This window comes from Bacillus sp. ME78 (assembly GCF_903970865.1).
Classification (GTDB): domain Bacteria; phylum Bacillota; class Bacilli; order Bacillales; family Bacillaceae_G; genus Bacillus_A; species Bacillus_A cereus.
The window spans coordinates 141,774-164,918 of the sequence record NZ_CAJCKK010000005.1 but is presented as its reverse complement, the minus strand read 5'-3'; the positions used below and the strand labels follow the sequence as shown (position 1 = coordinate 164,918).

Genomic DNA, 23,145 nt, shown 5'->3' with positions numbered 1-23,145 from the left:
TTTATCGTTTAACAATAAATAAATATCGTTTTCGTCATGTTTAATTTAGGCAAAAATAAAAAAGAATTTCTCATTACAAAGAAATTCTTTTTCTTGAAAATGTCTCTTTCAACTTAATTTTTTAAAACGTTAATTCGTAATGGAAATAACGATTATCTCTCAAATAACCATTTTCAGCATATAATCGTTGTGCTGATAAATTATCAATCTCTGTTTGCAATTTTACACCTTTTGCTCCATTCTCTAATGCGTATTCTTTAGCAGCTTCTAATAATTTTTTACCTGTTCCGGCTCCACGCTTCGCCGCTTGTACAAATAAATCATTTAAAATCCATAATTCTTTCATTGAAATGGAAGAAAATGATGGATATAGTTGTGTGAACCCAATATATTCGCCGTCTTCAACTGCTACGAAAATAACGGACTCTTTTCTCTCAATTCGATTTCGTAAAAATACTTTTGCACCTTCTAAATCAGAATCCTGCCTATAAAACATGCGATAGTTATTAAAAACTGATGCTAGTCCATCTAAATCTGCAATTGTTGCCTCATATATTCTCATTTTACTCCATTCCCCTTCCAATACTGTCTCATTATATCCGTTGCCCATTTAGGCTGGTGTATTTCTTCTTTCGGCATAAACTCTTTCATTATTGGTTTTATATCCAATATAGGAGTACCATTAATAGCATCTAATCCCTCAACAATAATTGATTTACCTTCTCTTTTGATCACCTTTACAATTGTTACACCTATGCGATTCGGGCGATTTTTTCCGCGCTGTGCAAAAATACCTACTTCAGGATAATCTTTATTATTTCTAGGATGTCTAGCAAAATACTGAATTTGCTCGTCAGTTACTTTATGAAAATAAAAAACAACTTCAATATGGGAAAAATCTTCAATCCCTTGTATACTTTCTTCTGCATACATTTCAGTTAAAGTTATACGGGATCTTACTTCTCCCCACTCATCATCTTTTATTTCCTTTCTTTCATTATGTACAAATGCGATTGGTTGAACTGAAAACATACGCATTCCCCCTTAAATGTAACCACTTACATTATAAAATATTTTCTGAATGTTTTCCAGATATATGAATTAAGTTTACATAATATAATTATAATCTATTTATCTAGAGCTATCTTGACTGCTTCAATTGCATGTATATGAGTCGTATCAAATATCGGGACAGATACGTTTTCTTGCTTTATTAATAACCCTATTTCTGTACAACCTAATATGATTCCCTGTGCTCCTTTTTGCACTAACTCTTCGATGACTCTTTTATAATATTCTCTAGATTGAGATACTATTTTTCCTAAACATAATTCTGTATATATTACTTTATTTATTTCTTTTCTATTTTTTTCTGATGGTACTATTACTTTTATATCATGCTCTTCAATACGTGACTTATAGAAATCTTGCTCCATTGTATATTTAGTTCCAAGCAGACCAACCTTTTGAATGTCTTTTCTTTTAATTTCTTTTGCAGTTGCATCGGCAATATGTAAGACTGGAATATCAATTTTCTCCTTTATTTTTCCAACTACCTTATGCATTGTATTTGTACAAATGATTATAAAGTCTGCTCCTCCCTTCTGTAATGAATACGCCGCATTCGCTAAAACTTCACCTGCTCCATTCCAATCTCCTCTAGACTGGAATCTTTCAATCTCTTCAAAGTCCACACTATTAATCAAACATTTTGCTGAATGTAGCCCTCCTAATCTCTCTTTTATTTCTTCATTAATAATTCGATAATATTCAGAAGTTGATTCCCAACTCATACCACCTATAAGACCTATCGTTTTCATACAAACACCTACCTAAACTATTTTTATAAAACTAATAACAATGTTTTATTATGTATATTATACATAATAAAACAAGACTTTAAGTTTGGAATATAAAGTCTTGTTTTAACGGAAAATACGGAAAATACGGAAATAATAAAGAATAATTCTACTTTCATTTCCAAGGAAATTTTTATAGAATATTCTGAAATTAATAATCTGATTTTTTTATGAATTCTTTATACTTATAATTAAAACACTCTCGATACAGCTCTTTGATTTCATCATATGATGGAACACGTGGGTTATTAGCTGGGCTACCACTTTCAATTGCATCTGATGCCATTTTAGAAATAGCATTTTCAAATTCAATTTCATCGATTCCGTATTCTTTTAAATTTGGAATACGAAGATCAAAGCAAAGTTTTTTTATTTCACCAAGCGTGTAGTCTGCTACTTCCTCATCAGAATTCGAATACAAATCCTTATTTAAACTACGTCCAATTTTTGCTAACCTTTTCATTGCACTTGTTTTTGTAAACTCTAACACTGTAGGTAATAGTATGGCATTTGATATTCCATGCGGTACATGAAATAATGCTCCCACTGGCCTTGACATTCCATGAACTAATGTAACTGATGCATTAGAAAATGCAATTCCAGCTTGTAAGGAAGCAATCATCATCGCTTCTCTTGCCTCCATATTACGTCCATCTTCATATGCTATACGTAAATATTTCATAATACTTTCAATAGCTGAAAGAGCAAGTACATCTGTAAGTGGTTGTGAAACTTTAGAAATATACGCTTCAATCGCATGACATAATGCATCTATTCCTGTTGCTGCCGTAATTTGTGTTGGTAATGAACTTGTCAAAACTGGATCTATAATTGCTACTTTCGGTATAAAACTAGGATGCTTCATCATCATTTTTACATCTGTTTTTTTATTCGTTATTACTGCTACACTTGTAACTTCCGATCCAGTACCAGAAGTTGTTGGAATTGCAATAAGTGGTAGTGGATTGTTTTCTATTTCAATATCCTTTTGGACATAATCCTCAACTTCTCCACCATTTGTATATAAAACCGCTACTGCTTTCGCAGCATCAATACAACTTCCACCACCAATACCGATAATAAAATCACACTTTTCCTCTTTACAAAGAGATAACGCTTCTAACACGTGTATATTTGTAGGCTCAGCATCTACTTTATTATATGTACTAACAGTAATACTTTTCTTATTTAGTTGTTGTATACACTTTTCAACATATCCTAATTTCTCCATAATTGTATCAGTAACTATAAAAGCTCTTTTCCCTAACTTTTTTGATTGTTCCCCCAGTTTTTCAAGCGAATTCCTTCCATATAATACCGACTTTGGCATACGAAACTCAGAAACTTCTTGCAAGTACTCCACCCCTTCTTATCCTAATTAATATTTTATGATATAAATTATCGATTTGATGAATCTTTACGATTCGAATTTTTAATAGAGTCCTGTTAAAGTATAGAACGCGATAACTAAAAATACAGCAACCGTTTTCAAAATTGTGATAGCAAATATATCTTTATAGGACTGTTTATGTGTTAATCCTGTTACTGTAAGAATAGTAATAATAGCCCCGTTATGCGGTAGTGTATCCATTCCTCCTGATGCCATTGATACGATACGGTGCATAACTTCTAATGGAATATCAAATTGATTGGCCGCTGCAATAAATTTATCTCCCATTGCGCTTAATACTATTCCCATACCTCCTGATGCAGAGCCTGTAATTCCAGCTAAAATATTCGTCGTTACTGCACCATTCACTAACGGATTTGTGAAAGTAGCAGAGATACCATCTCTCATAATTGCGAAGCCTGGAAGTGCTGCAATGACACCACCGAATCCAAACTCAGCTCCTGTATTCATCGTTGCAAGTAGCGCTCCACCAATACTTGTATTCAATCCAGCTTGGAAACCTGTTACTACTCGCTTCCAATATAATAATAACGTTGTTAAGATCCCTATAATAAGTGCCAATTCTACAGACCAAATTCCTACTACTGCACTTAATTCTACTTTTCCAAATGCTTTCATTCCAATTGCAGAAAAATCAAAACCGCTTGGATACCACTTCGGTATCATAATAGTAAACACTTTATTCATTACACCTACTAAAATAAGTGGTATAAATGCAATAAGTTGTTGTGCTCTTGTGATTTCAATGTTATTAATTAATGGCATATTTTTTTGTTCTAATTGCAAAGATGCTGCCATTTCAGTATTTCCGTCATTAAAATCAAAATATCCTTCACCTGCCGCTTTTGCCTTCTTACGTCTACTCTCTAAATATAGTAAACCTAATGTAAGAACAAAAATTGCTCCTACAATCCCAAGTATCGGTGCAGCATAAATATCCGTTTTAAAAAATGTTGTAGGTATTACATTTTGAATTTGTGGTGATCCAGGTAGTGCATCCATTGTAAACGTTACTGCTCCAAGAACAATCGTTCCAGGGATTAAACGTTTTGGAATATTAGCTTGTCGAAACAACTTAGCTGCGAACGGATAAACAGCAAACACTACTACATACACACTAACACCACTATACGTTAAAATAGCCCCCATTAATACAATCGCTAATATAGTACGTTTTTCACCGACTAACTCAATAATCGTTTTTGCAATAGAATCCGCAATTCCTGACATTTCCACTACTTTTCCAAATATTGCTCCTAATAAAAACACAGGAAAATATAGCTTTATAAAACCAACCATTTTCTCCATAAAGATATTAGAAAAGAAAGGTAATACATAACTAGGTTCTGTCAAAAATACTGCAAATAATGCAAATATCGGTGCGAATAAAATAACAGAAAAGCCTCTGTATGCTACGAACATAAGTAAACTTAGTGCTAATAATATAATAACTAACTCCAATTTTACCCCTCCATTAAACAGAATATTCTAAAATTTATTGATAAACTTCTACTAATCTTTTAATTCTGACATCCCTCCTCTTATTCATACAATTTTTTCATGCTAAAAATGTCTAATTATAAATATTCGATTACATATGAAAAATCCCTTTAAACAGAAACGAATTCCTCATCATACGTTATAAAGGGATTGCTAGTATCTATATTTACTAATTTATTAAACTTTTTTCTACACAAAAATGATACAGTTCTTCAACATCTTTCACTATGTAAGTCGCACTAACTTCAGTCAGTTCTTTCTCACAGCCATAGCCATATAAAACACCAATTGAAGCAATTCCATTTTGATTCGCACCTATTATATCGTGCTTTCTATCACCGATCATTATCATTTCTTCTTTATTTAGTTCTTCATTTGTTTGTAAAATATGAGCAATTATTTCATCTTTTTTTATTCTTGTACCATCTAAATTACTTCCAATGATATCTTCGAAATAATTCGTCAATTGAAAATGCTCTATAACTTGTTTCGCAAATACAGTGGGCTTTGAAGTTGCTACAAATATGCGATTCCCTGAACTTTTTAATTGTTGCAAGAGCTTCAGAATCCCCTCATATACATTATTTTCAAACAATCCACGCTGCTTTAAATACTCACGGAAGTAAAAAACAGCACGTTCAAGCTCTCCTTCACTCATATTATATCTCTCTATGAATGATTGCTGAATAGGAGGACCTATAAATGAATCTAACTCACTTACATGTACTTCTTCAATTCCTACTTTTTTTAATGCATATAAAACCGAGTTTACAATCCCTTCTTTCGGATCCGTTAAAGTTCCATCTAAATCAAATAGAAATGTTTTATACATGTTTCATTCCTCCACTTAATTTGCTGTATAAATAACTGCTAACATCTCTTCCACTTCTCCCTATTATACTATCATTATCTATTTTTTCGAAAAATCAATTTCCATATGTCACATACTTTCAGTTACAAAATACGATAGATATGATACAGTAAAAAAGTTACAATTATTTTAATAGAAACTGGTGAAACAAATGTCAATTACGTTAATTTTTATAATGGCTTTCACAATTGTGATCCACGCAGTTGAAACAAGCTCTTATAGTATTCGATTAGCCGGGGTTCGTTTAAAGAAGATTGCTGTCGCATTATCCGTCGTAGGAATCGTATTACTCATTTCAAGAACATCAAACTTACTACAAGCCTTTTTACTTGGCGGGATTGTTGACGAAGCAAAACTAGATCCTTCTATTGATTTAGAGCATATTATACGTCTTGTACTATTATCTGCTTCTATCGGTACATTGCTTGCGATTATACTGTATCCAACTTTGACAAAACTATTTGGATATGTCATTCAAAACTTTGAAACAGACGGTTCTTTCATTCGAATGATGAAAATGAATAACATTCAAAAATTAAAGTACACAAAAAAATATGTCCGCTTTCCAAAGTTAGAAATGATTCATAGATTGCGTATCGGCGGTATTCCAAAGCGTATAATGCTTATTAACATGTTCGCTACTGCAATTTATACAGCGGGGGTTCTTTCCGCACTATATGCTTCTTTTTTAATTCCAGCTTTCGCAACAAAAGCCACTACAGCTTCTGGTCTTATTAATGGTTTTGCTACTATTTTATTAACAGTGCTACTAGATCCACGTATTGCTCTTTTAACAGAGCGAGCTCTTCAATCAGAAGAAGGTGCTGAAGCAATGAGTAAAATGTATGCTTGGCTAATGATTTCTAGACTTTTTGGTACATTACTAGCTCAACTGTTATTCATACCAGGTGCTTACTGGATCACATGGATTATAAAGCTTATGAATTAAATCCACACTCTAAAAAAAGCAGGTGAGATAACAAATGACTATACAAACAGAACAAGATATCATTCGCTTAATAGAAAACGACGAATGGATGATGACTGTATTACAAATGGCAAAATCACTAGAGCTACCTGATTGGTGGGTTTGTGCCGGCTTTGTTCGTTCTAAAATTTGGGATACTTTACACGACTACGAAATAAGAACAGATACGCCTGATGTAGATGTTATTTATTACGATTGTCTACATAAAGACGAAACATATGAAAAGTTATTAGAAACGAAACTAATGAATATGGATGCCACTATCCCTTGGTCAATAAAAAATCAAGCTCGTATGCATGTAATGAATAACATGCCGCCATATTCTTCTTCTGTTGATGCTATTTCTAAATTTCCTGAAACAGCAACGGCATTAGGAGTTACATTAGATGACCAAAACAATATTATATTAGCATCTCCATGCGGAATCGAAGATGTACTTTCACTACAAGTGAAACCAACAGCTCATTTTCTTGAAACAAAAGAACGTATACATATGTACAAAAATAGAGTTATAAAAAAGAATTGGCAAATTAAATGGCCTAACATAACAATCGCTTATCCAGAAATATAAAAAGGGTGCCCCTCATTTATAGAAGCACCCTTTTCTTCATTTCAAAAAATGAATAATTGTTTCTGCGAATCTATCTGCTTCCTCATAGTGAGGTGAATGACCACTCTCTTCAAATACGATACACTTACCGTTTTGAGCATCTTTATTAAATGTTTCAATTTGTTTTTCACACGTTACTACATCATGTTTTCCTACAATTAATAACATTGGATTCTGTACTTCTTTTATTTTATATAATAATGATTTATGACATGCACCCTCTAATTTTAATCTATTAAAATGAATTTGAGAACGATTTGAAAATATTTCCCACTCTTCATCACTGTATAAACTCTCATCTGTCCTATCTTCCTTATTATTGTAAATCTCCATTCTTTTTTCTTCTAATTCATTGCTTAGTCTTATATAAGCTTCTAACAACTCTTTTGAACTAGCATTGCTAGATGAATAAGCAAGAGACTCTTCTACTACTTCTTCTTTTCCATATTTTTTTAATAAATGCCCTGTCTTTTGCAACAAAGCTCTACTTGTTAATGCAAAATCAAAAGTTGGTCCTTCAAATATTATTTTCTCTATTGAACTTGGATATATCGACGCATAAAGCAATGCTACATATCCACCGAAAGAATGTCCAATTATAGACCACTTCTCAATTTGTAATACTTTTTTTAATTCCTCACAGTCTTCAATCAAATCATTTAATCCAAAAGCTTCGTCCTCAGTAATTTTTTCTGAACGACAAACACCTCTTTGATCTATCATAATTACATATAGAGAATCTTTTAAACGTTCCGCTTGATGAAATGAAAAATCATAACAACTCTCTCCTGGTCCACCATGCAAATATAAGACTGGTTTATCTTTAGGATTTCCATGCGTTTCAACGTATAGCTTTTTCCCTCTAATATTCATGTATCTCCCTGCTTCTATCAAATTTGCCTTTATGATCATCACCTCCCCTTTTTTACTGAATATTATAACATTTAATGTTAAATAATCCCTATTACATTTAAGAAGACGATAATTATTGCAAGTGGTGCTACAAATCGAAGTAAAAATGCCCAACAAGTAAATACTTTCTTTCCATAATTACCACCTACAAAAAACTCTGCTTCTAGTACCTTCTTCTCCATTTTGAATGAAACGAAAATACTAATAAATAGTGCTCCAAGTGGCATTAATATATTACTAGATAAAAAGTCTACCGCATCAAAAATATTCTTTCCAAAAATCGTAATATCACTCCATACTCCAAATGATAACGCAGATGGTATACCTACTAAGAAAATACAGAAACCAATGATCCATGATAGTTTCGTTCTTCTTTCTTGTTCACCATTTGCTAATGCTGAAACAACAGTTTCTAGTAGAGAAAATGCCGATGTTAATGTCGCAAATGTAAATAGTGCAAGGAATACTGTTAAGAAAAATCCACCGAATGGGATTTGACTAAATACAGATGGTAATACGATAAATAGTAATCCAGGTCCTTCTGTCGGCTCCATTCCTAATGAAAATACGGCCGGAAAAATGGCAAGACCCGCAAATAAAGAAACAAATAAATTCAATCCAACAATTGTTATTGCTGATTTTGGTAAACTTTCTTTTTTATTTAAATAGGAACTATACGTAACCATAATTGAAATCCCGATACTAATTGCAAAGAATGATTGCCCCATTGCGAACAAAATACTTTCCGAAGTAATCTTTGAGAAATCTGGTTGTAAGAAAAACTTCACACCTTTCATTGCATCATCAAGTGTTAACGAACGAATAATAAGAGCGACAAATAAAACGAACAATGCTGGCAACATATATTTACTTGCTTTTTCAATTCCGTTTTGTACACCCTTTGATACAACCCATATCGTAATGAACATAAAAGCGAAATGTCCCATAATAGCCCAAGTGGGATTCCCAATTGTTTCAGTAAATAACGCACCGTAATTTTGTCCTGGAGTAATCAGTTGTCCAGTTATTCCTCTGAATAAATAAATTAATACCCATCCACCTACAACACTATAAAACGAAAGTAGTATAAAACACGTTCCAACGCCAAGGCGTCCGATCCAGTGCCATCCTGTATTTGGTGCGATGCTTTTAAATGCTCCAACTGCTTGTTTCTGCGTACTGCGTCCAATCATAAATTCAGCTATAAGTAGCGGTAGTCCAATTAAAACAGTAAATAATATAAAGATTAAAAAGAACGCTCCTCCCCCACTCTTCCCAGCGATATAAGGAAACTTCCATATCGCACCAAGTCCAATTGCTGATCCGGCTGCTGCCATTATAAAACCTAATTTCGAAGTCCATTGCTCCGTCTGTTTCATCTCATTTTCCTCCTAATTAAATCTTTTTATATAAATAAATAAATTTTATAGACCTATCCAAATAAACCCTCCATTTCTTCTTCCATATAATAAAAAAATGGCCTAGCATCTCTATTTAAAGAGACGCTAAGCCATTTACTTAACGCGGTACCACCCTTATTGATTCCATTATGAATCCACCTTAGTAGTAATCGTTTGATTACAAACCTAATATCGAAGGTTAACCGTTAAGATTTACTAAGAATGTGATTCCGTTCCACCTTACTGCTCCTAGGCGAGTTCAGGATGTCATTTGACTATGTCGCACCAACCCATAGCTCTCTGTACAAATACATGACCTTACTACTCCTATTCAACACATTTAAATATTTAGAATATATTTTCTTTTGAAATTAATATGAAGTATATCGGTTATATTTGTAACTGTCAAGGGATATATTATTTTTTTGTCGAAAAAGATTTCTCAAGACGTTAATATTGGTCTAATAGCTCTAACATGCCATTCACCAAAAAGTCATTTGGATCATGTGTAAATACTATAGATTGTTCAATCGCCTTCACATCTACTTCATATTTCTTTAGTTCTCGTTGTATTAATACTTTCGCCATATCGGACAATAGCGCTTGTAGTCCATCACGTACTTGTCCTTCCGTTAAAACGTACTTTACGATGACTTCAAAAAATAATACAACCCTTTATTTTTTCTTCCACTCTCGTTATACACTGTACAACGCCACTACAATCTATAAAAATTTAATACTTCGTGCACTTATAAAATTATAATGTGTCTACCTATTTCTATCCTAAAACGCAAAAAAGCACTTGTTTCCTTTAGTTGACAATCAAGTGCTTTAAGTTCAAATGTTTTTAAGTAACATGTATTTGTAAGTTTTGCAGTAAACAGTATGGCACCTTTTATATGCCGTGACAACTACTATGTAAAAACTTACGAGTTTGTACGATTTTGTTAGTTTAGTATACATACCGTGTGTTTATATTCATTGCCCAGTAAAATGTCATCTCGCCTAAGCTCATACTTCCTTTTCTATTCTATCATTGCACACAGTACTCCATGATGGTACAACCATCATGGAGTACGTATTCTCAAACACCCTATTATTTTTTCTATCCACTTCACATGTACTTTATTTTCCATTCGTATATGTGCTAATGTATATTTAAACTTTAACACCACGAGCTTTTTTATTTTCTTATGTAAAGTATATATCAAGTAGTAAGTGTAGTTGCAATACTTATAAAGTCATTGTAACCAATCCCATGCACTTTTCTTTTTACTATAAGCTTTTGATTTTAACATAAAATTATAAAAACCTTGAGAGGCATATAGCCCATCAAGGTTTCAAATTAATATAAGATTAACGCTCTTCACTATTCAGCAGTTTATTCAAATTTCAATCAAAAAATTACTATTGTAAGTAACTAGTAGAAGTAATATAATCAAAATCCTCAAAAGAGTTAACTAGGTTCTCGTACTCAAAATTGTAAATTAAAATAACAGCGTTATATAACTTATTTACGTTAACATATCCTCTAATTTTAGGTAGTATAATTTCCTCATATGAACACCCCTCTAATAAAGCAGAGATATTATCACTCTTTTCTTCTAATACCGCTTTTTCAATAAAATCCTCATCTGTTTCATCCATATCAATATTGAAATCTACAAAAAATTTAGAAGGTACAGACTCTCCGTCTTCATCGTATGTTAAATTGACGTATTTCTCTAACTGGTTTTGTGTTTTAATATTACCTAACCATATTGAAACCATTCCTTGCTTTTCCATAAATAACACACCCCTATTTTAATCTTAATCCTTCTGGCAATGATGAAATTCCACCCTCTAATCTATAGTAAGCCCAATTATTAAGTCTTCTAATAAATGTGTTATAGTCATTTGATGTATCAATAATTGCCAATAATTCATTATGTGCTTTTGTAGAACCTAATCCCCCATGAACGCCTTTAGGATTTACAAATTTAACATCAGATATTGCTGTTCTTAAATCTTTAATTTTTTCAGCACTTATATCCCAAAACTTGAATTGTGGAGCCCTCGATACTAAATGCCATTCATGTAAACCACCAGGTTCTCTAAGCTGACGTTCAATTTTCTTTCTAATCTTTTTATCTTTCCATAATCCATCCAATTCTGCACTAGAAAGAGAATTAAAGAAATCATTAAATTTGCCACTTTTTGCAGTCGGGATATCTTCTGTAGTTAATTTAGATATATTCTCTATCTTACTACCTTCACCCGTACCCTATGTTGTAATCTTAAACCCTCACAATAAAAAAGCAAACCATGTAAACCTTATTAAACTACTTCTTTTTCTTCTACTATCGGCAATTCATATGCCGTTTTATATTTCATCATGCCATATACAATGTTTACAAGCCTTCTCATAATACATACCAATGCTTGTCCTTTTGTTTTTCCTTCTTTAAGCTTCTTTTGATAGTACGTATGAAACACTGGATTTCGTGGCATCTTACTGCCTTTTGCTACTTGCACTTGCTGTACTGCTAAATTATAAAATACAGCGTGTAGCGCCCTGTTTCCTTGTTTGCTTTTGTGTGTCTTACCTTTCCCACCAGAACCAAAGTAAACAGGCGCAATCCCCGCAAATCGTGCTAATTTGTTGGCATTTGGAAATCGTCTTACATCTCCAATTTCTGCAATTAATGCTGATGCCGTCACAAATTCTATTCCCGGCATCGTTTCTAATTGATAATCTAGTAGTTTTACTAGCTGTTTTAATTCTCTCTCGATGTATTTCATTTCTGTCTTTTTAAACTCAATATCCCGTACAATACTTCTTACTAAAAAGTCTCGTGTTTCTTGATATTCCTTCATTGTATGTCCATCTTCTTTTACAAGTTTTAATATTTCGCTTGCTTTCTTTACTGAACATGTATTGTTGCTAACATCTAATAAAAATGCTGTTAATTGCTTTATATTTGCCCCCTCTAAACAAGAGGGTGACGGATATTGCTGCCAAAACGCTAATGCTGTTTTTCCATCTAATTCTGAAAAAAACTTTTTATAACTTGGATAATGGTGGTTTAATTGAATATGTAATTGGTTCTTTAATGCACTTTGTGCTTTTACTAATGCATTCCGTCTTGAAACCAGTTGTTGTATCGACCAAAATAAATCGTTTGGCTTTGCATCTGGCAATTGATTAAATTTGTTTACCAGTATGCGTGCTACACATTCCGCATCCCAACTATCATTTTTTTGTATCATCACTTGGCTTTTTCGTTCTAAAAATGATAAAGCCGGATTTACTTCTTTCACTATTCGTTCATGATCTACTAAATATTTCGCTAACGCTCTTCCGTAACCACCAACATCCTCTAAACCAAATACAACAGTTATCCCATCACACACATATGTCTCTACTTCTAATAAAAACTTCGAAAATGCAGATGGTTTATTATCAAATTGTATTTCTCCTAATTTCTCTTGCCAACAATTAATTATAACAGCCGTATGATGCTCCTTATGTAAATCTACTCCTACATACAAATAGTTCTGTCTATTATGCATAACTCATCCCTCTATTCAATTATTTAGTCATATATAAAAATGTCGGCAACCTTAGTTCGAGCGTTCATCTTCCGATGCGCATAGGTACGCAAGCCTATCCATTTTCATAATTTCATAAGTACTTATAGTAAAATGAGCGATTTTTTTAAGTACGACTGTTATATAATTTATGCATGTTGTCCTTTTGTTTGTATTTTCCCGTATTTATACATGCCACGATAAAAATTCTCTCTATCTAACATGCGTTTCACTTGTACTTTCGTAAACAGCTTTCCTTTCTTTGTACGATACCCTTCCCTATTTAGTCGTTCTGCCAATTTAGTTAGCGACCAATGTTTAAAAAAGTGTCTTAATTCAAATAGTCTACGTACAACTACCGCTTTCTCCGCATCTACTTCTAACACTTTTTGTCCTTTCTTTACTCTATAACCAAACATCACACCGCCCCCCGCATATCCACCTTGTTCTGCTTTCTTCTTTCTGCCTCGACTTAGTTTTAATGCAATTTCAAGTCGTTGATATTGGTCTAATAGCTCTAACATACCATTTACTAAAAAGTCATTTGGGTCATGTGCATATATACTGTAGTTTGGTTGTTCAATTGCTTTCACATCAACCACATGTTTCTTTAGTTCTCGTTGTATTAACACTTTTGCCATATCAGAGCGCCATAACCGAGATGTATTTAGTACAATAACTTTGCTTACTTGATGATATGCAATATCCGACAATAGCTCTTGTAGTCCATCCCGTTCAACTGTTAATCCCTCTTCATCAACAGTCGCTCCGCTTAATCCTCTATCTTCATACACACGAAGTAGTTCTAAATTATTTTCGTTACAGTAACGTTCAATCTCTTCTACTTGATACGCTAAACTATACCCATCACGTACTTGTCCTTCCGTTGAAACTCGTATGTAACCAACTACTTTCTCTTCCATATTGAGTCCCTTCCCGTTACAGCAATTACAATCCATGTAACGTTTACCCGTTTTTTGCGGATAACATGTGCATAACGTTCATCCGTTAAAACGTACTTTACGATGACTTCAAAAAATAATACAACCCTTTATTTTTCCCTCTACTATCGTCGTACACTGTTCACAGCCACTACAATCTATAAAACAACAATAAAAATTTAACACTTAATGTACTTATAAAATTATAGTGCTCTTTTAAATTTCTACGCTAAAACGCAAAAAGCACTCGTTGCCTTTAGTCGACAATCAAGTGCTTTAAGTTCATCTATTTTTAAGTAGTATAAATTTGTACATTTTGTAGTAACAGTATGACACCTTTTATATGTCGTGACAACTACTACGCTAAAACTTACGAGCTTGTACGAGTTCTTTAGTTTAATATATATTCCATGTGATTATATTCATCGCCTAGTAAAATGTCATATCGCCTAAGCTCGTACTTCGTTTTCTATTCTATCATTGCACACAGTACTCCATGATGGTACAACCATCATGAAGTGCGTACTTCAAAATGACCTTTTCTTTTTTGTACACTTCAACTATCCCTTAATTCTATCAGCCCATATATTCCGAATGAATAAAAAAAACAATTTTATTGTCTCTATAAAAATAAACTTCGAAGTTTAAAGTACAACGTCCTGATAACCTACCTCAGTTACTTCACCTTTCACAAAACAAAGGCCTAATCCATTTTCCATATCCCATGTACAGTCAAACGTAAGTCCGATATCAAGAAAGTCGATAAGGTCATTATCTGGAACAAAAATTCCAACTAAGGTTATTTTTTCAAGAATTTGAGTAGCTGTTTCTATTAAAGGATAATTTTCGTTAAATTCAACATCGTAACCAAGTTCATATCTTTTTTGTTTATAATAATCTAATATAGGCTCCAAAATACTTTGTTGTAATTGTTGCCATCTTTCTATTAAAAAATTATATGCCATATATTGTTCTTCCTCAAACTGACCATCATCTTCTCCCCTGACTATTAATGCCACCTTAACTTCGTTCCCAAAAAACTCAATGTTTTTATATCCAATCCAATCATAATTATTAAACTCAAGTTCGCCAAAAACTGCATCATTTATTTTCATTATATATCTCTCCTTTATTGTTTACTAGCAAATCCACCTGGCATAAACGCTCCTGCATTGATATCACCTACTCCACCAAGATGTCCAAATTTACTGTTTATCTCTGTCGGTACAAGTTGCACTGTCTTTACATCATTCAATTCATGCCAAGTTAACTTGTGTGCACGTCGATATTTCTCTATTTGCTTCCATGTAATTTCACCAGATTCCATCCCAAACTTACGTGCTAATTCAGGAGAATTATTCAATTGCTCAGCCAATTTTTCATCTGCTTGAGTGAAATTAAGACGTCTTGCTGCGGATCCATTTCCACCAGTGCCGCCTACCATATGATTGATTTCTACCTGTGCTTTTGATACTGGTGAAAAATCAGGAACTCCATTTTTATATTGAATACCCTTTATACCAGCCTCATCTAATATGCTTTTCAATTTAGGGTCTGGTGGCGGCTTAAGCGTACTTAAAGATTCTCCCCTAATTCCTTCAAATTCAATCTTTGGATTAATCTGTGCAGGTGTTTGATTAATCCTTGATTCATACGAACTAGCAAAATCAGTTTGTCTAAAAGCAGGTGGAACTTCAACCTCTCTATTACCCGTACCCTTAACACCCTTCTCTCCAACACTTTTCATATACTGATAAGCATCTTTCAGAGAATGCTGTCCCATCTCTCGGACCATTCCTACTCCAGGCATGACATAGGCTTTTCCCAAACCTGGGATCCATTTGTACTCCAGTAATGTTTTTACTGCGTGCTGGATCTTTTCATTCCCCTGCAAGAAGGTTGTTTTTACAGTTGTAGCACCTTTGTTCCATAGACTTCCGATTTTGTCGGCAAATCCTTTTGCTGTCGAGGCTACAAAGTTTACACCTTCTGTTACTTTGTGGCTGGCTGTTTTTATGCCATCAACAGCTGCTTTTCCAGCTTTTCCGGCTACCATTGTTACGCCTTCGCCTAGTCTTTTTCCGGCTTTTACAATCGTCTTCCCAAAGCTAGAAGCGACATACTTTATTCCTTTTCCAACAAGACTTGCCACTTTTCCAACAGGAACAAAGTTTAGGAGTGTCCAACCTGCGGCGATGAGTCTTTCTTTTGTTGATAATTCTTTTCCTGTAATAGGGTCTTTACCGGTAACTGCACGAATTGCATCATTTACTCCGATGAATTCAGCTGCTCCTTCTAATCCCTTTTGCCACCATGATTTTTCATGTTTCTCCTCTTTTTTAGGAGTTTCTTTCAATTTTTCGGTTTGTTTCTTTTGATATTCCTCATCTGCTTGACGAAACTTTTGAGCAATGCGCCGTAATTCTTTTTCTGTAACTTGTAAGTTACGTATGTAAGATTCCATGAGTCTCATTGATCTCATATATTCCCCATAAAAATGCTGACTCGTTGCTCCTTGCCATTGCATTTGAATACTAAACATAGATTGATTGAGATTTTGTTGTATATTCTGGCTGTGTGTTTGCATCTCTGATATGTTTTTGGCAATTTGTTCGAGTTGTTCAGGTTTGACTTTAATCTCCAAACCTTCTCCCACCTTCCTCTACTTTATACCAAAAAGAAATAGAACTGCATTAATTTTTACTTATTCTCTTTAGAGAAAACATCAAAAATACTGTTATCACAAATCGCTTCAATTTCTTCCTTTACAAATAATTTTTGAAATTTTGTTCCTGGGTTCAATATGACATTTGCCTCTAAATCTATTGTTTTTAATAATTCAACTGCATTCATAGAAACATATGGACATTCTTCTGGAATAACCATTTCTAGATGCTTTAAATCCGAATACAGTGGTAACATTAATCCTTCTTCCATTTCAAAATAATGAATTTGCAATTGTGTATTATTAGTAGAAATCAAATTTCCTTCTTCATCTACACTTGTATCCCCTTCGACAGAAGCAACAACGAATAAATTTGATTTCTGTAATATCTCATAAAAATAGCCTCTTTTCTCTTCGTTTTGTAACGCTTCCACTAACGCCTCATCTAACGGACTAATTTCTAGTAAACTCATTAACTTTCACTCCTATTTGGAATAATTTCGCCACCTTACCTAGGGTAAGATGGCGAAATTTATTCCTTTATTTTTTAGTAGTATTTTTTATCGCTTGTAGTCCATCATTTGCTTGGCTACGAACATCCTGCGGAACATGTTTATAATCTGCACGACTTACAAATTCAAAATACTGATATGCAGTATTTAAATCATTTCCCTTTAATGCATTTTTCCCCACTTTAACCATTTCCTCTGCAATTTGTCTTATTTTCGCTTTACTTTGTTCATTTGCATATCCATTTTCAATAGCTGTATTTGCATAAGCTAATGCTGTTGCAATATCTTTCACATTTGAGCTATTACCATATTTCGCAAACGATTGACTTGCTACATTGAAATCATTTAAGTAATCAATAGAATTTCTAATTACGTCTTGGAAGCCAAGTCCTTGCGCACCAGGCGTTGTATACATTAATCGGTATAAATTCATAGCCCTTGCTGGATCAGATACTTCAAATCCACGTGCTTTATTTAATAACTTATTAAAAATGTTACTCATATCTCCTGCGTCAGCTATACCACGTTCATAAGCTTGTCCATAATAATATAATGCATTCAATTGACTAGCTTCATCACTCTTACTATTTTCATAACTTGCTAAATTCAACAATTGAATACCTTCTAATTTCTTCGTTGCTTCCTTTATTTTCTCATTGAATCTTGCATCATCCACTATAGCTGATGAAATATCTTTTAAATATACAATTAATTCAAGGGATGGTTGAACAGATTTTTTAACTTCACTTTGCCATCCAGAATTACTCTTTAAATTATTCCATTGCTCCATAGTTTGATTCCAAAGGAAGTTTGTATTATTTTGTAATTTTTCAAATGCACGAGCATGTTTATTTCCATTACGAATAGAATTCGCCATATATAATACAGCGTTATAATAATCTTTCTCTACTAATGCCTGATCTGCCTTTACTTCTAACATTACAGGTAAAGATAACGATTTTGCCTTTTCTCTCTGCTCAACAACTACATTTTTAACATTTAAGATAAAGTGATAATTTTGTAATGCTACTTCTGCAGATGTCTCTTCTGCTTTTGATTTTGTTAATAAGTTCTCAATTGCATTTTTCAATTGATCCCGCAATGTGTTTTGTTCTTCACCTTTTGTCTGATCAATGTATTGATCTGCTAGTACAATTGCTTCTTTCCACTTCGCTTCGTTCATATACGCTGTTACCTGTTCAATCGCCCATTGTCCAGGTGTTTTTACTTCATCTTGCTTTGTACCATCTTTATTATCTTTTTGTTCCTCATTCTTTTTATCTTCTTTATTATTTTGTGCTTCTTCTTGTTTTGCATTTTCTTTATTCGTTTGTGCTTCTTCTTGTTTTACATCTTCTTTATTTGTTTTCGATTCTTCTGGCTTCGAATTTTCTTTATTCTCTTGTTTTTCTTCACCTTTTGATTGTTGTACTTCCTTTTCAGTCATTGCTTTTTCTTCTACATTTTTCTTTTGTTCTTTTCCTTGATTTAAAACTGGTACAGTTGGAACATCAACTTTCCCTTGTACCATTTGTTTCAATTCTTTTTCAAGCATTTGATTAAAAATATCTTGCACTCGATCGTAAGCTTGTTTTTGTAAGTCTTCATCAACGCCTTGTAATACAGAAGTTAATAAATAATATTTACTTAAAGCTGCATTTACATCTCGTTCTTCTTCTCTAAGCGCCGCATTAAAAATGTCTTTAGACAACTTTTCTATAACATATTTCTTATTTTCTTTAAAGCGTTCAAATTCTTGGTCATTAAACGCTGGATCTTGATATAAAGTTAATTGATTTCGAATATAAAATAGTTGCTCATATTTTGAACTAGCTACTTTTTCAAATTGAGCAGAATCCTGTGCTGCTAACAATAATGCTGCTTTATTTGCTTCTGTTGGTGAAGAACTAACTTGAGAAATAAGTTGTAAATCATTCCGATTCCCTGTATTTGTCATACTATCAATTAGGTTCAAATGTTTTTGCGCCTTATAAAACTCCCCAAAAAACACCGCACTAGATTTCTCCCCATTTGCTGTATACCATTCTACAAGAATATCACCCGTTTTTGGTGATACTGTAATTGTTGGACGTATTGGATCCACTGGTGGTTTTGGGTCTACCGGTGGTTTTGGATCCACTGGTGTGTTCGGATCTACAGGTGGCTTGGGATCCACTGGTGTGTTCGGATCTACAGGTGGCTTGGGATCCACTGGTGTGTTCGGATCTACAGGTGGCTTGGGATCCACTGGTGTGTTCGGATCTACAGGTGACTTGGGATCCACTGGTGTGTTCGGATCTACAGGTGACTTGGGATCCACTGGTGTGTTCGGATCTACAGGTGACTTGGGATTCACTGGCATACTTGGATCTACAGGTAACTTGGGATCCACTGGTGTATTTGAATCTGCTGGTAGCTTTGGATTATCTACCACCGGCCCACCCATATTAGTTGGCAGTTCCGGCTTTTGTGGCGCTGGTGCATCTGATAATTTGATTTGTGGATCTTTCTTTTCTACCGACACATCATCTGGCTTATACGTCACTGGTGTAATTGGTGATTTATTATTTCCGATTAGGTCTGCTAAATTAACGTTTGGTTTTTCGCCAGGTTTGTCATCTTTTTTTGCAGGATCAGCAACTAAATTTGGGAACATAGATTGTAAATTGCTTCCTGTAATACGATCATCTTTTTTCTCTTCTGTATTACTTGCTAGTTTTACGGTTTCTCTTCCTGCTGTGCTAAATCCTTTGTCATACACAAGATATCCTGATGTTCCAAGTAAAGCTGCTGACATTACTGATATAGCAACTTTTTTCCCTAAATTATTATTGTTCTCTTCCATGCATTTTCCCCTTTTCCCATCTTTATTGAATCCAGCCGTTTGTTTTCATTTCTGTTAGTTTTTCTTGTGCTGCTCTTACTTCAGCTTCATTTTCATTTGCTTGTACTGTTTTTCTTAAGAAGCGGTTCGCTTCTTCATATTTTTTTTGTTTAATTTTGAACATCCCAAATGCAAAATTCACATGTGGATCTTCATCATTTTGCGAATATGCTTCTGCGAAAAATTTCTCGGCTTCATTTCCTTGTCCCACTTTATCGTATAAAATCCCTATATTCACAAGTGTATTTGTATCTCGGGTCCCACTGTTGACAACTCGATTATAAGCTTCTAATGCTTGTTGATACGCAGCATTACTTTTTCCACCATCTCGCGATTCGTAAAATTGACCAGCTTCATAATATACAATTCCTAGTTGATTTAGTAACTCTATATTTTTCATATCCTTTTGGATTGCAGCTTGTAATACTTGAGATGCTTGTTGATAATTCGCCTCTTTTTTCGCACTATCAATTAAATTTGTTTTATTCCAAAGCACATATAAGTTTGAAAGTTCAATTGTATATATAGCGTTCTTTGAATCTTGTGTAATAGCTTCTTTAAAGAACGATTCAGCTTTGTCTAACTGCACAGTTGCCGTAGCTAGTTGTCCTTTTAAATACGAAACAATCGCCTTATCTTCATTTGTTTTCGTGCTCATTTTGACGATAACGTCTTCCGCCTTTTCAAATTCTTTCATCTTCATATGACTTACAGCTAAATCTCTCATTGCATCTTTTTTATACGGTTCAATTCCTTTTGCATTATTCGCTAATGCTTGTTCGAAATTCGGAACTGCTTCTTGATATTTTCCAATGCGGAAATTTGCTGAAGCTAATAAATAGGCAGCTTCATTATTTTCTTTATCAATTTCTCTATCCTTTATTAATTTGGTAATATAGTCGATTGCAATTTTATTCTTTCCTTCAGCAACGTAAATTGTTGCTAATTGAAGATGCGCTTCGTCTTTTCCTTTCACTGCAATTGCATGACCAACAGCCTCTTCTGCAAGTTTATATTTTTTATCATGATAGGCTTGCCTTGCTTGTTCCATAAAGTGTTGATATTTAGCATTCGTTGTATAGAAGTAATACGCCGTAGCACCACCTATAACGACAATTGTAATTGAACCAATGATCAAAATACGTTTTTTATTTTTGCTCCACCATTTTGAAAAGGCAGACGGTTCTTTTTGTTCATGCGTTAATGTAAGAGGTTGATTCGATGCTTTTGCATTTAAAATTTCATCATCTATATCATATTCAACTTGTTTTTTTGTTTGTTTTCGGCTCTGTAGAATGCTATTTGGAACTGTAATTGTAGCTGCTGCTTCCGTAAATGATGTTTCTTGTTCTTCTTTTATCTCCTCAATAATGCTTTCAATTTCCTTTTTTAACGCATGATCAATGTTTGGAAATTGTACGATTCGTGAATAGACGAAACAAGCAAATTCTGCATTGTTTTCTCTCTCCAATTCAGTAGCTAGTTCCAAATAACTTTGTAGCACCTTTTTTGAGTTTATTCCAGGCTCTTGACTCTCTATTGTTTGAATGATATATGCGAGTTCTTGTTTTAGAGCAGTTGATGGATTAAGTGAATTGAAAATTGTTTTATATTCATATAATGCCGCTTGCTTAAATCCTCTCTCTTCTAATAATCTTGCAATTTCCAAACATTTCGATACAAAAAGAGACTGTTCTTGTTCTGACTGCTTTTCTGTATCAATTTTTATTATCTCTCTTGCACTATTAAATGCATCGTGCCATTGTGCAAAGCTTGGACATTCTGCAAAAGTTTTACTATTCCATGCCTGCTTAAATAACTGTGCAATTTCCCCATTCCATTGATTATGTAATACTTGCTGAAGTAATGCATATCTTTCACATTCTGTCTGCATTTCTTCCGTTTTAAAGTAACTTGCATCAGTCCATTTTTTATTTCGAACTTCTTCACTACACCAACTTAATATTTCTCCTAATAATATAGCACCAGCAAATCGATCGGCTTCTTTTTGCCATACTCCACTTGTCAAATACTTTGGTGCGTAACCCGCTGAACCTGCTGGCAATAATGAAGGTCTTTTCGTTTTTGGGCCATACATTTGCTCAACATCAACAAGCTCAATACGGTGTTGACCTTCAATAGGATTTTCACTTAGAAAAGGTATTAGTACGTTACTAGATGACAAGTCATTATGAGCAATCTCATTTTCTTCCATTATCTTAAGTGTTGTTAGAAATGCCTCTGCAATAAAAAAACATTGTTGCTTTGATAGCATTCGTTGCTCTTGTAAAATATCAGCCCAAGTTGGCCCTTCAATCCAAGGCATCACAATACTATTCGCAAGATCTTCTGACTTTTCAATTACAGATGTATGTTCTTCTTTTGTAACAATGTAGCGTGAACATACTTTAAGACCCGCTAAGGAAGAAAGTGGTTTCAAAAATACTAATTGATGTTTTTCATCACGATAGCGTTCCTTAAAAACTTTTAATGCTATTCGTTCTACACTATTTTCATGTTGTAGCTGATATACCGTTCCTTGTCTACCTTCTTGCCCATATGGCATATCAATTCCCATAACTGCTGGATGCTTTGAAAAATGATACGCATCTTTATTTAAAATAATTTTTTCTCCTACTTCTGGCCTGAATCCCATTTTATCCCCTTGCTCTCATATGACGATTTTTAAAGAAAAGACCAGGAACAATAGCTCCTGGTCTTTTGCAATTGTTCTGCTATTAATATGAGCTATCCGCGTTACGGAAGTTAGTAGCAATGTTTTTCAAATCAGTAGAAATATGTTCTAGAATCGGAATGTATTTTTGCATTTCTTGTCTAGCACTTTCAAAGTTCGCTCTGAACTTATCTTGTGTTGCCCCAGACCATTGTCCCTCTAAACTCTGAATTTCATTTCCTAGGTTATTGATTTGTTGTTGAGCTTCAGCTGCTGCGTTTGTAAAGCGTCCAGCGATTTGATCAAGTTGTTCAGGTGTAATTTTAATTTCTGCCATTCTGCTTTTCC

20 protein-coding genes, 1 pseudogene and 1 other annotated feature are annotated in these 23,145 nt (G+C 33.8%); of the genes and pseudogenes, 2 read left to right on the top strand and 19 right to left on the bottom strand.

Annotated features, from left to right (window positions below; genetic code table 11):
• Positions 1–121 precede the first annotated feature (121 nt).
• The 6 genes from H6481_RS09145 to H6481_RS09120 form a co-directional block, all read right to left on the bottom strand.
• Positions 122–562: a GNAT family N-acetyltransferase gene (locus H6481_RS09145; protein WP_023521824.1), complete on the bottom strand. Its 441-nt coding sequence runs from the start codon at positions 560–562 to the stop codon at positions 122–124.
• Complete coding sequence (locus H6481_RS09140) at positions 559–1,032, bottom strand: SAM-dependent methyltransferase (protein WP_000493252.1); 474 nt, start codon at positions 1,030–1,032, stop codon at positions 559–561. The genes H6481_RS09145 and H6481_RS09140 overlap by 4 nt, the downstream gene beginning before the upstream one ends.
• Before the next feature lie 95 nt (positions 1,033–1,127).
• Positions 1,128–1,820, bottom strand: a complete 693-nt coding sequence (locus H6481_RS09135) for an aspartate/glutamate racemase family protein (protein ID WP_000848576.1) — start codon at positions 1,818–1,820, stop codon at positions 1,128–1,130.
• A gap of 190 nt (positions 1,821–2,010) precedes the next feature.
• Positions 2,011–3,213, bottom strand: a complete 1,203-nt coding sequence (locus tag H6481_RS09130) for an iron-containing alcohol dehydrogenase (protein ID WP_001158667.1) — start codon at positions 3,211–3,213, stop codon at positions 2,011–2,013.
• Between the two features lie 78 nt (positions 3,214–3,291).
• On the bottom strand, positions 3,292–4,731 hold the full coding sequence (locus H6481_RS09125; protein ID WP_109736897.1) for a GntP family permease: 1,440 nt from the start codon (positions 4,729–4,731) through the stop codon (positions 3,292–3,294).
• 208 nt (positions 4,732–4,939) lie between these two features.
• Complete coding sequence (locus H6481_RS09120) at positions 4,940–5,602, bottom strand: HAD family hydrolase (protein ID WP_000278491.1); 663 nt, start codon at positions 5,600–5,602, stop codon at positions 4,940–4,942.
• 190 nt (positions 5,603–5,792) lie between these two features.
• Here H6481_RS09120 and H6481_RS09115 point away from each other — a divergent pair, with 190 nt between their 5' ends.
• Together H6481_RS09115 and H6481_RS09110 are read left to right on the top strand one after the other, a co-directional pair.
• On the top strand, positions 5,793–6,590 hold the full coding sequence (locus tag H6481_RS09115) for a lipid II flippase Amj family protein (protein ID WP_182811509.1): 798 nt from the start codon (positions 5,793–5,795) through the stop codon (positions 6,588–6,590).
• Positions 6,591–6,624: 34 nt separating this feature from the next.
• Positions 6,625–7,200, top strand: coding sequence for a nucleotidyltransferase family protein (locus H6481_RS09110; protein ID WP_065483400.1), 576 nt, complete (start codon positions 6,625–6,627; stop codon positions 7,198–7,200).
• Positions 7,201–7,236: 36 nt separating this feature from the next.
• Here the strand turns inward: H6481_RS09110 and H6481_RS09105 are convergent, their stop codons facing one another.
• From H6481_RS09105 to H6481_RS09045, 13 genes and pseudogenes are all read right to left on the bottom strand, one after another.
• Positions 7,237–8,151 carry an alpha/beta hydrolase gene (locus tag H6481_RS09105; protein ID WP_182811506.1) on the bottom strand — a complete coding sequence of 305 codons (915 nt, stop codon included), beginning with the start codon at positions 8,149–8,151 and terminating at the stop codon, positions 7,237–7,239.
• A 38-nt stretch (positions 8,152–8,189) separates the two neighbouring features.
• Entirely contained in the window at positions 8,190–9,530 is a 1,341-nt protein-coding gene (locus H6481_RS09100; protein WP_023521821.1) for a sodium-dependent transporter, read from the bottom strand.
• A gap of 116 nt (positions 9,531–9,646) precedes the next feature.
• Positions 9,647–9,895, bottom strand: a binding site (T-box leader).
• 109 nt (positions 9,896–10,004) lie between these two features.
• Positions 10,005–10,145: pseudogene (locus H6481_RS09095) on the bottom strand (DNA recombinase); the annotation flags it as partial.
• Between the two features lie 813 nt (positions 10,146–10,958).
• Positions 10,959–11,336 carry an immunity 22 family protein gene (locus tag H6481_RS09090; protein WP_000414798.1) on the bottom strand — a complete coding sequence of 126 codons (378 nt, stop codon included), beginning with the start codon at positions 11,334–11,336 and terminating at the stop codon, positions 10,959–10,961.
• 13 nt (positions 11,337–11,349) lie between these two features.
• Positions 11,350–11,700, bottom strand: coding sequence for a hypothetical protein (locus H6481_RS09085; RefSeq protein WP_232357449.1), 351 nt, complete (start codon positions 11,698–11,700; stop codon positions 11,350–11,352).
• A gap of 167 nt (positions 11,701–11,867) precedes the next feature.
• Positions 11,868–13,103 carry an IS110 family transposase gene (locus H6481_RS09080; RefSeq protein WP_182811503.1) on the bottom strand — a complete coding sequence of 412 codons (1,236 nt, stop codon included), beginning with the start codon at positions 13,101–13,103 and terminating at the stop codon, positions 11,868–11,870.
• A gap of 167 nt (positions 13,104–13,270) precedes the next feature.
• Positions 13,271–14,044 (bottom strand): recombinase family protein, encoded by a 774-nt coding sequence (locus H6481_RS09075; protein WP_182811499.1) that lies wholly within the window; start codon positions 14,042–14,044, stop codon positions 13,271–13,273.
• Positions 14,045–14,706: 662 nt separating this feature from the next.
• Entirely contained in the window at positions 14,707–15,177 is a 471-nt protein-coding gene (locus H6481_RS09070; RefSeq protein ID WP_071759431.1) for a DUF2004 domain-containing protein, read from the bottom strand.
• 14 nt (positions 15,178–15,191) lie between these two features.
• A complete protein-coding gene (locus tag H6481_RS09065; RefSeq protein WP_120460415.1) occupies positions 15,192–16,706 on the bottom strand; it encodes a WXG100 family type VII secretion target in 1,515 nt (504 codons plus the stop codon).
• Between the two features lie 56 nt (positions 16,707–16,762).
• On the bottom strand, positions 16,763–17,200 hold the full coding sequence (locus H6481_RS09060) for an SseB family protein (RefSeq protein WP_053564628.1): 438 nt from the start codon (positions 17,198–17,200) through the stop codon (positions 16,763–16,765).
• 67 nt (positions 17,201–17,267) lie between these two features.
• Positions 17,268–20,084, bottom strand: coding sequence for a hypothetical protein (locus H6481_RS09055; RefSeq protein WP_182811495.1), 2,817 nt, complete (start codon positions 20,082–20,084; stop codon positions 17,268–17,270).
• Positions 20,085–20,106: 22 nt separating this feature from the next.
• Positions 20,107–22,779 carry a tetratricopeptide repeat protein gene (locus H6481_RS09050; RefSeq protein WP_000506911.1) on the bottom strand — a complete coding sequence of 891 codons (2,673 nt, stop codon included), beginning with the start codon at positions 22,777–22,779 and terminating at the stop codon, positions 20,107–20,109.
• An 82-nt stretch (positions 22,780–22,861) separates the two neighbouring features.
• Positions 22,862–23,134, bottom strand: a complete 273-nt coding sequence (locus tag H6481_RS09045) for a WXG100 family type VII secretion target (protein ID WP_000807833.1) — start codon at positions 23,132–23,134, stop codon at positions 22,862–22,864.
• Positions 23,135–23,145: the final 11 nt, after the last annotated feature.

Bases quoted from the DNA above. Each gene is read 5' to 3' on its own strand.
- H6481_RS09070 (WP_071759431.1), bottom strand. From the start codon at position 15,177: ATGAAAATAAATGATGCAGTTTTTGGCGAACTTGAGTTTAATAATTAT.
- H6481_RS09115 (WP_182811509.1), top strand. From the start codon at position 5,793: ATGTCAATTACGTTAATTTTTATAATGGCTTTCACAATTGTGATCCAC.
- H6481_RS09120 (WP_000278491.1), bottom strand. From the start codon at position 5,602: ATGTATAAAACATTTCTATTTGATTTAGATGGAACTTTAACGGATCCG.
- H6481_RS09135 (WP_000848576.1), bottom strand. From the start codon at position 1,820: ATGAAAACGATAGGTCTTATAGGTGGTATGAGTTGGGAATCAACTTCT.
- H6481_RS09105 (WP_182811506.1), bottom strand. From the start codon at position 8,151: ATGATCATAAAGGCAAATTTGATAGAAGCAGGGAGATACATGAATATT.
- H6481_RS09090 (WP_000414798.1), bottom strand. From the start codon at position 11,336: ATGGAAAAGCAAGGAATGGTTTCAATATGGTTAGGTAATATTAAAACA.
- H6481_RS09045 (WP_000807833.1), bottom strand. From the start codon at position 23,134: ATGGCAGAAATTAAAATTACACCTGAACAACTTGATCAAATCGCTGGA.
- H6481_RS09110 (WP_065483400.1), top strand. From the start codon at position 6,625: ATGACTATACAAACAGAACAAGATATCATTCGCTTAATAGAAAACGAC.
- H6481_RS09140 (WP_000493252.1), bottom strand. From the start codon at position 1,032: ATGTTTTCAGTTCAACCAATCGCATTTGTACATAATGAAAGAAAGGAA.
- H6481_RS09145 (WP_023521824.1), bottom strand. From the start codon at position 562: ATGAGAATATATGAGGCAACAATTGCAGATTTAGATGGACTAGCATCA.
- H6481_RS09100 (WP_023521821.1), bottom strand. From the start codon at position 9,530: ATGAAACAGACGGAGCAATGGACTTCGAAATTAGGTTTTATAATGGCA.
- H6481_RS09060 (WP_053564628.1), bottom strand. From the start codon at position 17,200: ATGAGTTTACTAGAAATTAGTCCGTTAGATGAGGCGTTAGTGGAAGCG.
- H6481_RS09050 (WP_000506911.1), bottom strand. From the start codon at position 22,779: ATGGGATTCAGGCCAGAAGTAGGAGAAAAAATTATTTTAAATAAAGAT.
- H6481_RS09080 (WP_182811503.1), bottom strand. From the start codon at position 13,103: ATGCATAATAGACAGAACTATTTGTATGTAGGAGTAGATTTACATAAG.
- H6481_RS09055 (WP_182811495.1), bottom strand. From the start codon at position 20,084: ATGGAAGAGAACAATAATAATTTAGGGAAAAAAGTTGCTATATCAGTA.
- H6481_RS09075 (WP_182811499.1), bottom strand. From the start codon at position 14,044: ATGGAAGAGAAAGTAGTTGGTTACATACGAGTTTCAACGGAAGGACAA.